Annotated in this window: 16 protein-coding genes; 7 read left to right on the plus strand and 9 right to left on the minus strand. The window is 63.5% G+C overall.

Annotated features, from left to right (window positions below; translation table 11 throughout):
• Nucleotides 1–3: 3 nt before the first annotated feature.
• The 6 genes from QQK95_RS28800 to QQK95_RS28825 form a co-directional block, all read right to left on the minus strand.
• Nucleotides 4–414 carry a GtrA family protein gene (locus QQK95_RS28800; RefSeq protein ID WP_019861103.1) on the minus strand — a complete coding sequence of 137 codons (411 nt, stop codon included), beginning with the start codon at nucleotides 412–414 and terminating at the stop codon, nucleotides 4–6.
• A complete protein-coding gene (locus QQK95_RS28805; protein WP_019861104.1) occupies nucleotides 411–1,229 on the minus strand; it encodes a ChbG/HpnK family deacetylase in 819 nt (272 codons plus the stop codon). The genes QQK95_RS28800 and QQK95_RS28805 overlap by 4 nt, the downstream gene beginning before the upstream one ends.
• Nucleotides 1,226–2,206, minus strand: a complete 981-nt coding sequence (locus QQK95_RS28810) for a glycosyltransferase family 2 protein (RefSeq protein ID WP_019861105.1) — start codon at nucleotides 2,204–2,206, stop codon at nucleotides 1,226–1,228. Before QQK95_RS28810 ends, QQK95_RS28805 begins: the two co-directional genes overlap by 4 nt.
• Nucleotides 2,199–3,365: a glycosyltransferase family 87 protein gene (locus QQK95_RS28815; protein ID WP_032920747.1), complete on the minus strand. Its 1,167-nt coding sequence runs from the start codon at nucleotides 3,363–3,365 to the stop codon at nucleotides 2,199–2,201. Before QQK95_RS28815 ends, QQK95_RS28810 begins: the two co-directional genes overlap by 8 nt.
• Nucleotides 3,366–3,583: 218 nt before the next feature.
• Nucleotides 3,584–4,621, minus strand: coding sequence for a zinc-binding dehydrogenase (locus tag QQK95_RS28820; RefSeq protein ID WP_284277813.1), 1,038 nt, complete (start codon nucleotides 4,619–4,621; stop codon nucleotides 3,584–3,586).
• A gap of 52 nt (nucleotides 4,622–4,673) precedes the next feature.
• Nucleotides 4,674–5,915, minus strand: coding sequence for an acyl-CoA dehydrogenase family protein (locus tag QQK95_RS28825; RefSeq protein ID WP_284277814.1), 1,242 nt, complete (start codon nucleotides 5,913–5,915; stop codon nucleotides 4,674–4,676).
• Between the two features lie 114 nt (nucleotides 5,916–6,029).
• On the opposite strand from QQK95_RS28825, the gene QQK95_RS28830 reads away from it, so the two are divergent.
• The 6 genes from QQK95_RS28830 to QQK95_RS28855 all read left to right on the plus strand — a co-directional run bounded on the left by QQK95_RS28830 (nucleotide 6,030) and on the right by QQK95_RS28855 (nucleotide 10,374).
• Complete coding sequence (locus tag QQK95_RS28830) at nucleotides 6,030–6,845, plus strand: SDR family oxidoreductase (RefSeq protein ID WP_038649512.1); 816 nt, start codon at nucleotides 6,030–6,032, stop codon at nucleotides 6,843–6,845.
• A gap of 39 nt (nucleotides 6,846–6,884) precedes the next feature.
• On the plus strand, nucleotides 6,885–7,370 hold the full coding sequence (locus tag QQK95_RS28835) for a MaoC family dehydratase (protein ID WP_019861112.1): 486 nt from the start codon (nucleotides 6,885–6,887) through the stop codon (nucleotides 7,368–7,370).
• Nucleotides 7,367–8,401, plus strand: a complete 1,035-nt coding sequence (locus tag QQK95_RS28840) for a phosphotransferase (RefSeq protein ID WP_284277816.1) — start codon at nucleotides 7,367–7,369, stop codon at nucleotides 8,399–8,401. Before QQK95_RS28835 ends, QQK95_RS28840 begins: the two co-directional genes overlap by 4 nt.
• Before the next feature lie 11 nt (nucleotides 8,402–8,412).
• Complete coding sequence (locus tag QQK95_RS28845; protein WP_284277817.1) at nucleotides 8,413–9,189, plus strand: SDR family NAD(P)-dependent oxidoreductase; 777 nt, start codon at nucleotides 8,413–8,415, stop codon at nucleotides 9,187–9,189.
• Nucleotides 9,190–9,292: 103 nt separating this feature from the next.
• Complete coding sequence (locus QQK95_RS28850; RefSeq protein ID WP_019861116.1) at nucleotides 9,293–9,937, plus strand: TetR/AcrR family transcriptional regulator; 645 nt, start codon at nucleotides 9,293–9,295, stop codon at nucleotides 9,935–9,937.
• A gap of 188 nt (nucleotides 9,938–10,125) precedes the next feature.
• On the plus strand, nucleotides 10,126–10,374 hold the full coding sequence (locus QQK95_RS28855; RefSeq protein ID WP_284277818.1) for a DUF680 domain-containing protein: 249 nt from the start codon (nucleotides 10,126–10,128) through the stop codon (nucleotides 10,372–10,374).
• On the opposite strand, the gene QQK95_RS28860 is transcribed toward QQK95_RS28855, so the two are convergent.
• On the minus strand, nucleotides 10,343–11,338 hold the full coding sequence (locus QQK95_RS28860) for an AraC family transcriptional regulator (protein ID WP_284277819.1): 996 nt from the start codon (nucleotides 11,336–11,338) through the stop codon (nucleotides 10,343–10,345). The genes QQK95_RS28855 and QQK95_RS28860 overlap by 32 nt on opposite strands.
• 103 nt (nucleotides 11,339–11,441) lie before the next feature.
• Between QQK95_RS28860 and QQK95_RS28865 the strand changes: the two genes are divergently transcribed.
• Nucleotides 11,442–12,290: an SDR family oxidoreductase gene (locus QQK95_RS28865; RefSeq protein ID WP_069093106.1), complete on the plus strand. Its 849-nt coding sequence runs from the start codon at nucleotides 11,442–11,444 to the stop codon at nucleotides 12,288–12,290.
• A 42-nt stretch (nucleotides 12,291–12,332) separates the two neighbouring features.
• On the opposite strand, the gene QQK95_RS28870 is transcribed toward QQK95_RS28865, so the two are convergent.
• On the minus strand, nucleotides 12,333–13,382 hold the full coding sequence (locus QQK95_RS28870) for a Gfo/Idh/MocA family protein (RefSeq protein WP_284277820.1): 1,050 nt from the start codon (nucleotides 13,380–13,382) through the stop codon (nucleotides 12,333–12,335).
• A gap of 16 nt (nucleotides 13,383–13,398) precedes the next feature.
• Nucleotides 13,399–14,184, minus strand: coding sequence for a ThuA domain-containing protein (locus QQK95_RS28875; protein WP_019861121.1), 786 nt, complete (start codon nucleotides 14,182–14,184; stop codon nucleotides 13,399–13,401).
• Between the last annotated feature and the right edge of the window lie 43 nt (nucleotides 14,185–14,227).

Here is a 14,227-nt window from a genome sequence, read left to right on the forward strand (position 1 = left end):
CTGCTATTTCAGCAACCGGCCTTCGATCGACCAGCGCGCGGCAAGGAAATTCAGCACCGCCGCCACGATGACACCGCCGATCTTCGCCGGCCACACGCCGGCAACACCGGCGAAGAGGGCGATCGACAGGCTGGAGACGCCGAGCGAAATCAACGCCCCGAGCGAGACGAAACGCAGGAAGGCGTCATGCAGCCGGATGGCCTGGTTGCGCTCGAACGACCAGAAGCCATTCGCCACGAAAGAGAAGATGACGGCGATCGACCATGAGATGACGTTGGCCGGCAGCGGCGCAACATGCAGTTTGAGCAGCAGGAAAAAGCCAGCGAGGTCGATGGCCGTGTTCGCCAGCCCGACTATAGCGAAGCGCACGATCTTGCTGCCGGTCGAACGGCGAGGCTGGTCGGCGCCGCTCATCCCTTGCCGTCCATGATCTCGACGCCGGCGCGGGCGAGGCTTGCACCAAACGCGTCGGAGGCCAGCACCGCGTATTCCACCTCGCGCACGCCTTGCATCGGGTCGCGCGCCCGCAGAGTCTCGTCGACATGGCCGGGATGGCACATGAACAGGCCCCGTTCCGGCAGCGCCTCGAGGGCGGCCTGCAGAACCGGCGCGAACCGTTCGGGCTGCCGCCAGTCATAGATGCCGGCGAGCGGCTCGAAAAGAGTGAAGCCGGCGCGCGCCATAGAGCGGTTGAAGCCGGCGGCCACGGCGGCAATTGCCGCGACCTTCGGCGCGACGACGGCATCGCCCAACGCCGGAGCGCCACGCAGCGCCGGCTGGCCGCCGGCTTCGGAAAAATGCGCCCGCAGCCATTTGCGCACGACAGGCAGGAAATGCACGTGCTGGTGCCCGTCGATGAAGTCAGGTCGGCGGCCAAGCGCCGTGACGAAGCGGCTGTACTGCGCGTCGAGCTCGGCACGGACATCCCGCTCGTCAATGCTGCCGCGCAGGACCGGCAGTGCCAGCGAACGCAGCGGCGGCAGCCGGCCTTGCGGCGCCAGGCTCGACCGGCCGGTGACGGCCGGCTGGTCGGTGAGGGTCAGGTGCAGCCCCACCGCCGCGCGGCCGCATAGCGGCTTGATACGCGCCGCCGCATCGGGCCATTCCGGAAAGCCGGTCATGCAGCTGGTGCCGGTCAGGCGGCCGCGATCGAGCAAGTCGAGAATTCCAGCGGAAACCCCGGGCGCCAGGCCGTAATCGTCGGCGATCAGGCGAATGCGCCGCGTCATGCGCCGGATGCGCCTGGCGGCCTGTCCGGAACGCCGCGCACGACGTCGCGCACGATATAGACAGGCCGATCCTTGCTTTCCGAAAGCGTGACCCAGACATATTCACCGATCAGGCCAAGCAAGGTGAGATTGAGGCCGCCGAGGAGGACGACGGCGACCATGAGGCTGGGATAGCCGGGGACGGCGATGCCGTAGAACAGCACCTCGAAGAACACCTTGGCTCCGTAGAAGATGCCCGCCAACGCCGCCAGCATCCCGCTCAGGCTGATGATGCGCAGCGGGATGACGGAGAAGGACGTAAACCCTTCCAGCGAGAACGCGATCAGGTTGAGCCGGCTCCATTTCGACTTGCCGGTGACACGGTTCTCCGGTGAATAGGCTATGGCTTTCTGGCGGAAGCCGGCCCAGGCGAACAGGCCCTTGTTGAAGCGCCTTTTGTCACGCAGGCTGGTCAGCGCGCGCACTACGGCGCCGCGCATGACGCGGAAGTCGCCGGCATTTTCTGGGATGTCGAACCGCTGGCTGCTGTTGATCAGGCTGTAGAACAGCTTCGCCAGCTGGCTGCGCCGCCAACTGGCTTCGCGGCGGTCGTTCTGTGCGTAGACGACATCGATATCGGGATTTTCCACCAGTTCGGCGATCATCTTCAGGCTGGTGTCCATGGAATGCTGGAGGTCGGCGTCCATGACCAGCGCCATGTCGCCGCGCGACTGGTCGAGACCGGCGAGCACCGCGACCTCCTTGCCGAAATTGCGACTGAGCCGGACGATCTCCCAGGAACCCGACAGCGCCTGTGAAAACCGCTCGGCGCCATTGTCGCTGCTGCCATCATCCACGAGGATCTTGTGGACTTCCATGCCGAAGCGCTGCGACACCTCGGCTTCGAGCTTGTCAAGCAATGCGGCAAAGGCCGATGCGGACTGCGCCTCGTTCAAGAACGGCGCGACAATATCGAGAACGGGCCGCGACTCAGCCATTTGCGACAGGCCTTTCATTCATGACCTTGCCTCCCGCCTTGGCCCAGAACCACCAGATCAGGAAGCCAGCGATAACGGTGACCGCAATCGGCCGGAACCAGGGGTACGTTAAATCTTGGATATGACGCTCGACTCCGGTCAATCCTGTCAGGAACAGCATCACGGACAGCACCGAAGCCAGGACACCGCCTCGTTCCTCGCGCCACAACAAGGCAATAGCGAGACCGGCAGGCACGGCGATCATGGCATAGGTGTTGGGCTCGACGCGCGGGTTGAAGACGCACATGTAAAATGTCGCCGTCAGGAAGATGGCGAGACCAGCCGTCCCGCGTTCAAGCTTGCGATCGAACCAGATGACGAATGAGAGCGTGAACAGGGCCATGACGACGCGCACGATGGTTGCGCCGGATTCCGGCACGGGCAGCCCGATTTTGGTGAAGGGGGCCGTGAAATCGGTGGGAACAAAGTGGCTGGTGTTGTCGACGGCCATCGAGGTCAGCATCCCGCCAAAAACACGATACTGGTCGTTGAGATAGCTAGCGGGTGCGAACGCATAGGGCAAGGCGAGCACGAACAGCACCGCCAGCACCAGCACCGGTATCAGCCGCAGGCGCAGGGCGCCGACCAACAAAAGCATGATGATCGCGGTCGGCTTGGCGATGATGGCGACCGAGGCCCAGAAGAAGGTTTCGGCACGCCGTCCTTCCAGCGCCGACAAAGTGAGAAGCCAGCAGGCGCCAGTCAAAAGGATCGTCGCCTGGCCGTTGCGGATCGCCGCCAAAGCCATCGGCAGGGCGAGAAACAGCCCGAAGGAAAGCAGCCACGGCAATTCCCCGCCGCCGAGCTTGCGCACCTGCCGTATCGCGGCAAAGGTCAGCACCGCGAAGCCGATAGTATGCCATACCAGGCCGCCCAGATGCGGACCGAGTTTCACCAACGGAACGTAGAGCGCGGCAAAGGCCGGCGCGTAGAGATATCCCATCTCGGACTGGATATTGTAGAGCGGCTGTCGGGCCAGCAACGCCTCGCTGCCGTCTATGTAGGCTTGCCAGACCGTCCGCGTGTGGGGAGACCACAAGACCAGGACAAGGACGATCAGGAACGCCCCGATCCACAGGCCAAATCCCAAACGGTCGAAAACCGGCTTGGATATCGTCATCAAGACACCCCACAACACCCGGAACAGGCTCAGTCCAGCACCGTCCCGGCATTCGATGGCGGCGGCATATCACGGACAAAGCGGCGAGGCATAGGGGGCTGAAGAGCGCGGTTGTGATCTCGGCGGGCCGCTGCGGATGGCCGGACGCGCGGGCGTCCTAACAGGAAAGACGCGCCGAAAGCCTCGTATTCGGGCTTCCGGCGTGGCTTCGAATAGCATCAAGGCCGGATGAAAACCTTGCCGTTGGGCTTCGCCAGTTCCGCCGGCACCCGCGCGATCGCCTCGGCGAGCGGCACGACGGCCGTCACGTCGGTCGACCAGCGCCCGTCGGAAAAGCGCTTCTGCGCTTCAAGGATCGCCGGACCGCGCCGCTCCCTAGATTGCCGCATCCATTCGCTCAGCCAGAAACCCTCTATATGCTTGTGTTGGAAGATCAGTTGGCCGGGCTCGCGGATGATGGTGGCGTCAGGGTCGAGCCGGCCATAGATGATCCAGCGCGCCCGTTTCGGCATCGCATTGAAAATGGCCGAGGCCAGCGGCCCGGTGACCGCATCGAGGAAGATGCGCGGTTGCTCCGCCTTCATCACCTCGCGCAGCGTGACCTCGAAATCCGGCGCCTTCTCGTTGAGCACATGGGCAGCGCCGATCTCCTTCAGCAGCGCGATCTGCTCATCGCGGCGCACGGTGACGATAGGCCGGTACCCTTCCTCCTTGGCCAGGCCGATGATCAGCTTGCAAAGCTGACTGGCGCCGGCGGTCATGACGAAGGCCTTTTCGCCGTCCTGCTTGACGATGTCGAACATGGCGATGGCGGTAATCGGATTGACGATCATCGCCGCGCCGTCCTCGTCGCGCACCGTATCGAGCAGCGGAATGCAGGCTGCCGCCTCGGCGACGGCATATTCAGCCCACGAGCCCCAGTTGCTGAGGCCGGTGGCGAAGGCGACGCGCTTGCCGACGAGGCTCTTGGCATAGGGCTCGTCACCGCCGGCGACGATCGTGCCGACACCCTCAAAGCCGGCCGGCCGGCCTTTGGCGCGCGGCTGGCCGTACTGACCCTTGATGAAGGCGACATCGGAGGGGTTGATCGAGGCCAGGCTGACCTTGATCAGCACCTGGCTCGGTCCGGGCACCGGCACCGCGATGCGGCCCGGCACGAGATAGGGCTCCATCGCCTCAAGCGCACTGCCGCTTGGCGTCTTGGTGTAGCCGTCGCCGACCAGGAGCAACGCGTTCATTTCGGAGGGAATGGTCATCGGCGACACTCCTTGGTTGTTGACAGAACACTCATGGTCTAGCGGCTGCTGCTCACAGCTTCTCCTGCGTGTACTTTTTCAGCTCCGACCGCGCCACCTGCCGGCGATGCACGGCGTCAGGGCCGTCGGCAAGGCGCAATGTCCTCAGATGCGTCCACGACCGCGCCAGCGGCGTGTCCTGGCTGATGCCTTGCGCGCCGAACATCTGTACCGCCTCGTCGGTGATCCTCAGCGCGACGCGCGGCGCGATGACCTTGATCTGGCTGATCCAGGGCGCAGCGGCGCGCGCATCGCCTTGGTCGATCATCCACGCCGCCTTGAGGCAGAGCAGCCGGGCCATCTCGATCTCCATGCGGCATTCGGCGATGATGTCGAAATTAGCGCCGAGTTTCGCCAGCTTCTGGCCGAAGGCCTCGCGGCGCACGGAGCGCTGGCACAGCATCTCCAGCGCCATCTCGGCCTGGCCTATGGCACGCATGCAGTGATGGATGCGGCCGGGACCGAGCCGCCCTTGCGCGATCTCGAACCCCCTGCCCTCGCCGAGGATCAGGTTCGCTGCCGGTACCCTGACATTGTCGAAGCGCAGGTGCATATGGCCATGCGGCGCGTCGTCGTCGCCATAGACCTGCATGGCGCGGACCTTGGTCGCGCCCTTTGTGTCGGAAGGCACCAGGATCATCGAATGGCGGCGGTGCTCAGGCTCGTCGTCGCCGCCGGTCCGCACCATGACGATGTAGATAGCGCAGCGCGGGTCGCCGGCGCCCGAGGCCCACCATTTCTCGCCGTTGAGCACATAATCGTCGCCCTGCCTCTCGCAGCGCATCGAAATGTTGGTGGCGTCGGACGAGGCGACATCAGGCTCGGTCATCAGATAGGCCGAGCGGATTTTTCCATCCAAAAGCGGCTCGAGCCACGCCTTCTTGTGGTCGGCCGAGCCGTAGCGCTCCAGCACCTCCATATTGCCGGTGTCCGGCGCCGAGCAATTGAAGGTTTCGGCGCCGAGATGCGCCTTGCCCATCTCCTCCGCCAGATAAGCGTATTCGACGGTGGACAGGCCGTAGCCTCGTTCCGAGCCTGTCAGCCAGAAATTCCACAGACCGCGCTCCCTGGCGGTCTTCTTCAATCCTTCGAGGATTTCGCTCTGGCGTGGGCTGTAGACCCAGCGGTCGCCCGCCTTGCCCACCTCGCCCAAGAATTCCTTGTCGAGCGGCATGATCTCGTCGCGCACCATGGCCGCGACGCGCGCGTGGATCGGCTTCAGCCGCTCGGTCATGCCGAGATTCATCTCCGTCATCGGTCGCTAACCCTTCATAGAGGCCCGGCAATTTACCCGTGGCAAGGATGACCGTACTTCGGATAGCCTTGTCAACGCGAACTCTTTGCCCAGGGCAAAGCGTGGAGGACTGGAATGGCCTATCTCGACGAGCTGTTTTCGGTGGCCGGCAAGACCGCGCTGGTGACGGGCGCGGCGACCGGTATCGGCCGCATGGCGGCGACGGCGCTGGTCAAGGCCGGTGCCAGCGTCATGATCGCTTCGCGCAAGGGCGAGGATTGCATCCAGGTTGCCAATGCGTTGAACGGGCTCGGCGCCCCCGGCCGGGCCGAGGGCTTCGCCGGCGACGTCTCCAGCGAGGCCGGCATCGCCGCACTCGTCGCCGAGGTCAAGGCGCGGACCGCCAAACTCGATATCCTGATCAACAATGCCGGCGTTTCCTGGGGCGCGCCGCTGGAGAGTTTTCCCTATTCGGCATGGGCCAAGGTGTTCGGCGTCAATGTCACCGCCGTCTTCCACCTGACCCGCGAATTGCTGCCTCTGCTCGAAGCCGCCGCCAGCGACGCCGATCCGGCCCGGGTGATCAACCTGGGTTCGGTGATGGGGACGCAGCCGTTGGCCGACGACGCTTATTCCTACACGGCGTCCAAGGCCGCGGTGCATCATCTGACGCGTACGCTCGCACTCGAATTCGCCGCCCGCCGCATCACCGTCAACGCCTTTGCCCCCGGCCCTTTCCAAAGCCGCATGACGGCCTTTGCCACCGGTACAGATGAGCAGGCCAGACATGTCGGCGGCCATGTTCCGATCGGCCGTATCGGCGCACCGGATGACATTGCCGGCGCAACGCTCTATTTGTGCAGCCGTGCAGGCAGCTATGTCACCGGCGCCATCCTGCCGATCGACGGCGGGCAGTCGGTGCAGCATGGATTGACCTTGTTCAAGGAATGACATTTTCCGGCCATAGAAGCCGGAGGTGAACTGGAGGACATGAGCGTGGAACCGATCAGTCTCGATGTGCTTCTGGCCAGTGTCGGCAAGGAGGTTGGCGTTTCGCCGTGGCGAGTGGTGACGCAGCGGATGATCGACCAGTTCGCCGACGCCACCGACGATCACCAGTTCATCCATTGCGATCCCGAGCGGGCCAAGCGCGAGACGCCCTTCGGCGGCACCATCGCGCATGGTTTCCTGTCGCTGTCGCTGCTGTCGGCAATGACCTTCGAGACCATGCCGCCGCTGGAAAACGGCAAGATGGGCGTCAATCACGGCTTCGATTCGCTGCGCTTCCTGGCGCCGGTGAAGACCGGCGCGCGCATCCGCACCCGCTTCGTGCTGGCCGATGTCAAGGTGAGACCCTCGGGCTGGGTGCAGACGGCGCACGACGTGACGATCGAGATCGAGGGCTCGAAGAAACCGGCTCTGACCGCCCGCTGGCTGACGCTGACGCTGATCGAACGCCAGCCCGAGACCGCATGAACGACCCCAACGCGCTCGACCAGGCAGCGCTTGCGCCTTACCTCGAGGCGGAAATCCCCGGCTTTTCCGGGCTTGCTACAATCGAAAAATTCAAATCCGGCCAGTCCAACCCGACCTATCTCATCACGGCGGCAAGCGGCCGCTATGTGCTGCGCGCCAAGCCGCCGGGGCAGTTGCTGAAGTCGGCGCATCAGGTCGACCGCGAATTCCGCGTGATGAAGGCGCTTGCCGGCACCGCCGTGCCAGTGCCCGAAATGCTGCATCTGTCGGCCGAGGACTCGCCGATCGGCCGCATGTTCTATGTCATGGATTTCCTCGACGGCCGTATCTTCTGGGATCCGGCATTGCCCGAGGCACGTGACAACGATGAACGCGCCGCCATCTACGACGCCATGAACGGCACGCTCGCGGCCCTGCACGATGTCGATGTCGACGCGGTGGGTCTTTCCGATTTCGGCCGGCCGGGCAATTATTTCGAACGGCAGCTGGCACGCTGGACCAGCCAGTACCGCGCCTCCGAAACCGGCATAATTGCCGACATGGACCGACTGATCGCCTGGCTGGAAACGCACCTGCCCGCGGATGACGGCCTGGTATCGCTGGTGCATGGCGACTACCGGCTGGACAATCTGATCTTCGCGCCGGACCGGCCAAGGGTCATCGCGGTGCTCGACTGGGAACTGTCGACATCAGGCCACCCCGTCGCCGACATCGCCTATCAATGCATGCAATGGCGCCTGCCGCATGCTTCCGGCTTTCGCGGCCTCGGCGGCGTCGACCGCGCCGCGCTCGGCCTGCCTTCCGAGGAAGACTATATCGCTGCCTATTGCCGGCGGCGCGGGCTCGGCGGCATCGGCAACTGGACCTTCTTCCTCGCCTTCTCCTTCTTCCGGTTGGCGGCGATCTGCCAGGGTGTCTACAAGCGCGCGCTGGACGGCAATGCCTCCAATCCCGAAAAGGCCAGGACCTATGGCGAGGCGGTGAAGCTGCTGTCGCATCTCGCCGCCAGACTGATCGACAAGCAGACATGACGGGAGCAATTATGGGCCGCTTTGACGGAGCAACGGTGCTGATCACAGGTGCCGCCGGCGGCCTCGGCCAGGGTGCCGCGAAAGGCTTTGCCACCGAGGGCGCGCGGCTGGTGCTGTCGGACATCGACGAGAAGGCGCTCGCCGATCTCGCCGCAACCTTGCCCACCGAGACGGCGATCCTGGCCGGCAACGTGGCCGACGAAAAACTGTCCGAGGATCTGGTCCGGCTTGCGGTCGAAAGATTCGGCAGGCTGGATGTCGCCGTCAACAATGCCGGCATCGTCCAGAGTTTCGTGCGCCTGCCGCAGGTTCCGTCGGACGAGGCCCGCCGTGTGCTTGAGATCGACCTGCTTGGCGTCTTCTATGCCATGAAGCACCAGATCCCGCAGATGGAGCGGCAGTTCAAGGCGACAGCCAGGGGCGGCGCCATCGTCAACATCGCCTCGGTTGCCGGACTGGTCGGCGCGCCGAAACTCTCGGTCTATGCCGCCGCCAAGCATGGCGTCGTCGGGCTGACCAAATCGGCGGCCGCCGAATATGCGACCAAGGGTGTGCGCATCAACGCCATCTGCCCGGCCCACACCAGGACGGCAATGGTGGACAGTTTCGTGCGCGCCTCCGGTATGCCGGAGGTAGAGGCGCTGGCCGAACTGACACGCGGCGTGCCGATGAAACGCGTGGCGGAAGTCGATGAAATCACCGCCGCCATCCTGTTCGCCGCCGACCCGGACAACTCCTTCATGACCGGCCATGCGCTGGCCATAGACGGCGGCGTCGGCGCCATCTGAGCCATGCCGTTTGGGAACTTCCCGTGCCCTTGTCCGTTTCCGTACAGCGTATATAATTTAGCCAGATACAACCAACCCCAGACACGACCGAAAGGCACCGGATTTGCCGCTGAGCGTGCAGAAACGCCGCGAGAAACAGAAGGCCGAACTGCGTTCCGAGCTGGTCGCGGCCGCGCATAAGCTCGTTCAGGAAGAAGGCTATGAGGGCCTGACCATCCGCAAACTGGCCAAGCGGGTCGGCTACGCGCCGATGTCGGTCTATTCCTATTTCGCCGACAAGCAGGACATTCTGTTCGCGCTGGCCGAGGACGCTTTCGAAACGCTTGCCCGCCGCATCGAGGAGCATCCGTCCGACGATCCGGTCGAGGCCTTGCAGGCGGTGATGACCGAATATGCCGCCTTCGGCCTCGGCAATCCCAATGAATACCGCACCGTTTTCATGACCGAAAAGACCAGACCGCCGGAAGGTCGGAGTTTTCAAGAAATGCACGAGGCCAACCCGGCTATGAAGGTGCTGATCACGCGGGTCGAAGCCTGCGTCGCCGCCGGAAAATTGCAAGGCGATCCGCGCGCCATCGCCACCATGTTGTGGGCGGTCGGCCACGGCACGATCTCGCTGCTGATCACCTTTCCCTTCTACCCCTTCGGCGACCCGCAGGCATTCGTGAAACGCATGTGCGATTTCCAACTGGCCGCACTGAGCACCCAGAACGTACCGCCATTGACCGATACACTGGTCAACTGCTGAACGACATCTCCTTCGTTTCCACGCTTCCTCGCCACCCTTTCGGACCAAACCGAGGGCAAATTCTTGGTTAACAAAAAATTTATCGTACACGTACGATCTTGACTTGAACTTCGCGATCGGCAGTCGTATTTGTACGTAACACCGTACATGTACGGAAGAAATTCAACCGTCGAAAACGGAGACTGACGATGAAAAAGACACTCCTCGCCCTCGCCGCCGTGGTGGCACTTTCCGGTTCGGCCTTCGCCGCCGGCACCACCCAGCCGGTCAAGCACCTGCCGGCCGCGACCTGCGTCGACACCAAGACCAATGCGAAGCTGGATTGCGCCTCGACCGGCTCGGTCGAGAAGAAGGGTACCGCGGAAAATATCGCTGAAGGCAAGGGCCCGCGCCTTGGCATCAGCATCAATCCCTGGATCCTGCCAAGCGCGTTCTAAGATCGATCGCATACCCGGCCGGGGGTTCCCCGGGCATGGACGAGATAGCTACCCCTAGGTTCTGCGCCTGATATTGAGTTGGTGCGCAGCCAACCTTGCCGCTGAAGGCGGTGCTGAAGGCACTAGCCGATTGATAGCCAACATCGGCGGCGATCTGGCTGAGCGGTTTGTGGCTATGCAGCAAGGCATCCTTGGCCAGCGCCATGCGCCACGCCAGCAGATATTCGACCGGTGCCGCCCCGACGATATCGGTGAACCGCCGCGCAAAGCGCGAGCGTGACATACCGGCACTTCTGGCGAGTTCGGCGACCGTCCACGCTCTGCCGACATCCGCATGGATGTGGGCGAGCGCCCTCGCCAGCTTCGGATCCGCAAGGCCGCCAAGCAGTCCCTGAGGCTGTAACGCGCGCCGAGCGCCATCCCGCCGCAGCGTTTCGATCAGCATCACCTCGATCAGCCTCGACAGCACCATGTCCCTGGCCGGCCGTGCAGCGTTTGTCTCATCGACGATGATGCGCATCAGGTTTCCCAGCCTTTCCCCGACTTCCTCCGCCGCCCGTATATGGGTGAAGCGTGGCAGCAGACCGAACAGCAGATCGGCATTGGCCGGGTCGCACAGGATCAGGCCGCCAACGATGCGCGTCGTCGGGCCTTCCGCTAGTGTGCCGACCCTGAGCTCATTGTTGACCGTATTGCGTTGCTTGAACTCGGTGTCGGACAGGACGAGCTTGGCGCCGGGGTGGCTGACGAAGCACACCGAAGACGGCTGCGCGGCCAGGAGGTAATCCCCCGCGCACAGCCGCACCGCCTCGGCATAGTCTGGCTCGAACCAGCATTCACCTTCGGTCACCAGATAGAAGGTGGGGTCGGTCTGGTATGGCGAGCGGATGCCCCACTCACCGGTTGCTGCGAGATTGCCAAGCAGCAGCGTCCTTGGGCGCAACAGGGCGATGATATCGGTCAAGGGGTCCAAATGAGACGATCCGTAATTTAACTGGCATTTTCCATTATAGATCAGCCCAAACGTTTTACCTAGATCACCCGCATAACCTCAAGGAGTTATGTGAATGACCAAGACCGTCCTCATCACCGGCTGTTCCTCCGGACTGGGCAAGACCACGGCGAGGCACTTCGCGGCCCAAGGCTGGAACGTCATCGCCACGATGCGCAAGCCGGACCAGAGCCTCGCCGCCGGCTATCCCGAGCAAATGCTTGTCTTGCCTCTCGACGTCACCAACCCAGCCAGCATAGAGAGCGCCATTGCCGCCGGGATCGCGCGATTTGGGCATATCGACACCGTCGTCAACAATGCCGGCATCAGCGTCGTTTCGATCTTCGAGGCGACCGCGAAGGAGACGATCCGCGGCATTTTCGAGACCAATGTTTTCGGGGTGATGAATGTCATGCAGGCCGTCATCCCGCATCTGCGTGATCATGGCGGCGGCACGATCGTCAACATCACCTCCGGCGTCGGGCTGGCGGCCGTACCACTGCTGGCGCTGTACACCGCGACCAAGCATGCCGTCGAAGGCCTGTCGGAATCGCTGTCCTACGAACTTGAATCGCAGAACATCCTGGTCAAGCTGGTCGAACCCGGCGCCATGCGCACCACCAGTTTCACCGCCAACACCATGGAGGCGTCACAGGCCGTTTCCGTGCCGGCAGAATACAAGCCCTACTTCGACCACATGATGCGGTCGATGATGAACTACCCGCTCCCGGATGCGGATGAAGAACAGGTCGTTGCGACAATCCATGCGGCGGCGACCGACCCGTCAAACCGCCTGCGCTATCTCGCCGGTCCGGACACCGAGGAAATGGCGAGGTTGCGTTGGTCGACCTCGGAAGACGAGTATCTGTCGACCATGAACCGGTTGATGGGACAGACCGCCTGGCGCGACGGCAATCCTGGCTGATCGCTTTGAACCAAGGCTGCCAACCGCTGCGATGGCCGGATGTCAGCCGACCGAGATCGGCAGCCTGCTCGCCGAACTCTCAAAGGCAGCGTCGATCAGCTTCTGCATGTCGGCGGCGCGCCGGAAGGACGGGGCACCATTCTGCCCGGCATCCAGCGCGTCGACAAACCGCCGGGCGTTGCGCTTGACATCCGGCAGGGCCAGCTCGCGCCAGAGCTGAACATCGACGTCCTCTCCCAGGCACGCCGACAGCCGCGCTGCCTTGCCATCGGTCTCGACCTTGAGCGCTCCCTTGGTGCCATGCAGCGCCAGCGACAGGTCATTGCCATGGCCGGTTGTGTAGCGGCTCGCCATGATCGTCGCCAGTGCGCCGGATGCCAGCCGTGCCGTCATCGCCACGCTGTCATTGGCGTCCAGCACATAGTCGCCGATCCGGTTGCCCTCGGCCTTTGGAAACGTCACCAGATCGGCGTGCAGGCTGACAATATCCTGGCCCGCGCCATAGGTGGCGAAGTCCAGGATGTGGATGCCGACATCGCCCAGAACCCCGGTCGACCCGTGCCGGGTCGACAGCCGCCACAGCCATTTGTCCTCGAGGCGCCAGTCGCCCCAGGATTTGCTGACCAGCCAGCTCTGCTTGTAGCTCGCCTCGACATGGCGCAATTCGCCGATCGCGCCCGCCAACACCAGACGCCGTGCTTCCTGGATCGCCGGTGAATTGCGGTAGGTGAGATTGACCATGTTGACGAGGCCGGCGGCCTCGGCCGCTTCGGTCATGGCAAGCGCATCGGCATGGTTCGGCGCGAGCGGCTTTTCGCAAAAGACATGTTTTCCCGCGGCAAGCAGCGCCAGCGTCGTCGCCTTGTGCACACCGTCCGGAGTGGCGTTGATGGCGGCGTCGAAATCGCCCCAGGCGATCGCCGCTTCAAGGCTCTCGAAAGAAGCGCCGATCTCGTTGGCAGCGGCAAACGCCGCCGCGCGGCCAGGCAGCTGATCGACACAGGCGACAATGCTGCAGCCAGGAACCTTTGCGAACTCTTCGACATGATGTCCGGCGATCCAGCCGGTGCCGAGCAAGAGCAGGCGATGCATCAGATCAGGTCCCCCATCAACTCAAACCCTTGTCGCCATCGGCATGCAGGCGCAGGCCCTTCTGCACGATCTTCTCCTTGGCCTTGTCCGTCGGCACGTTCGGCGCATTGGTGATGCCGGACCATGCGGGCGCCGGATTGTGCGCCCAGTGCACGGCATTGCGCAGCACCTGCTGCACGCCCTCATTGTGATAGATCGGATAGGTCTCGTGGCCGGGCGAGAAATAGAAGATGCGGCCCGCGCCACGCTGGTAGGTCAGCCCGGAACGGAACACCTCGCCGCCCTCGTACCAGGAGACGAACACCGTCTCCAGCGGCTCCGGCACGGCGAAGGGTTCGCCATACATTTCCGTCTCGCCGATCTCCAGGCATTCGCCGATGCCTTGCGCGATCGGGTGGCCGCGGTTGATCGCCCAGACCCGCTCGCGCTCACCCGCCTCGCGCCATTTCAGCGAACAGGGCGTGCCCATCAGCCGCTTGAATATCTTCGAGTAATGGCCGGAATGCAGCACGATCAGCCCCATGCCTTCCCAGATCCGCTTCTGCACGCGCTCGACGATCTCGTCCTTGACCTCGCCATGCGCGGCATGGCCCCACCACAAAAGCACGTCGGTGGCGGCCAGGCGCTTCTCGCTCAGCCCGTGCTCGGGTTCCTGCAAGGTGGCGGTCGTCGCCTCGATGCCCTTGTCCTGGTTGAGTGCCGCGGCGATCGTGCCATGCATGGTCAAGGGATAGAGGTCGCGGACGGCGGCATTGGTCTGTTCATGGACGTTCTCGCCCCAGACAACAGCTTTTATCGGCATTTTTCCTCCTCCAAAGCGCTTTGAATATCCCAACTGGCGATAC

Source organism: Mesorhizobium huakuii (assembly GCF_030160235.1).
In the GTDB taxonomy this organism is placed as follows: Bacteria; Pseudomonadota; Alphaproteobacteria; order Rhizobiales; family Rhizobiaceae; genus Mesorhizobium; species Mesorhizobium huakuii.

Bases quoted from the DNA above. Each gene is read 5' to 3' on its own strand.
- QQK95_RS28800 (WP_019861103.1), bottom strand. From the start codon at position 414: ATGAGCGGCGCCGACCAGCCTCGCCGTTCGACCGGCAGCAAGATCGTG.
- QQK95_RS28805 (WP_019861104.1), bottom strand. From the start codon at position 1,229: ATGACGCGGCGCATTCGCCTGATCGCCGACGATTACGGCCTGGCGCCC.
- QQK95_RS28810 (WP_019861105.1), bottom strand. From the start codon at position 2,206: ATGGCTGAGTCGCGGCCCGTTCTCGATATTGTCGCGCCGTTCTTGAAC.
- QQK95_RS28815 (WP_032920747.1), bottom strand. From the start codon at position 3,365: ATGACGATATCCAAGCCGGTTTTCGACCGTTTGGGATTTGGCCTGTGG.
- QQK95_RS28820 (WP_284277813.1), bottom strand. From the start codon at position 4,621: ATGACCATTCCCTCCGAAATGAACGCGTTGCTCCTGGTCGGCGACGGC.
- QQK95_RS28825 (WP_284277814.1), bottom strand. From the start codon at position 5,915: ATGACGGAGATGAATCTCGGCATGACCGAGCGGCTGAAGCCGATCCAC.
- QQK95_RS28830 (WP_038649512.1), top strand. From the start codon at position 6,030: ATGGCCTATCTCGACGAGCTGTTTTCGGTGGCCGGCAAGACCGCGCTG.
- QQK95_RS28835 (WP_019861112.1), top strand. From the start codon at position 6,885: ATGAGCGTGGAACCGATCAGTCTCGATGTGCTTCTGGCCAGTGTCGGC.
- QQK95_RS28840 (WP_284277816.1), top strand. From the start codon at position 7,367: ATGAACGACCCCAACGCGCTCGACCAGGCAGCGCTTGCGCCTTACCTC.
- QQK95_RS28845 (WP_284277817.1), top strand. From the start codon at position 8,413: ATGGGCCGCTTTGACGGAGCAACGGTGCTGATCACAGGTGCCGCCGGC.
- QQK95_RS28855 (WP_284277818.1), top strand. From the start codon at position 10,126: ATGAAAAAGACACTCCTCGCCCTCGCCGCCGTGGTGGCACTTTCCGGT.
- QQK95_RS28865 (WP_069093106.1), top strand. From the start codon at position 11,442: ATGACCAAGACCGTCCTCATCACCGGCTGTTCCTCCGGACTGGGCAAG.
- QQK95_RS28870 (WP_284277820.1), bottom strand. From the start codon at position 13,382: ATGCATCGCCTGCTCTTGCTCGGCACCGGCTGGATCGCCGGACATCAT.
- QQK95_RS28875 (WP_019861121.1), bottom strand. From the start codon at position 14,184: ATGCCGATAAAAGCTGTTGTCTGGGGCGAGAACGTCCATGAACAGACC.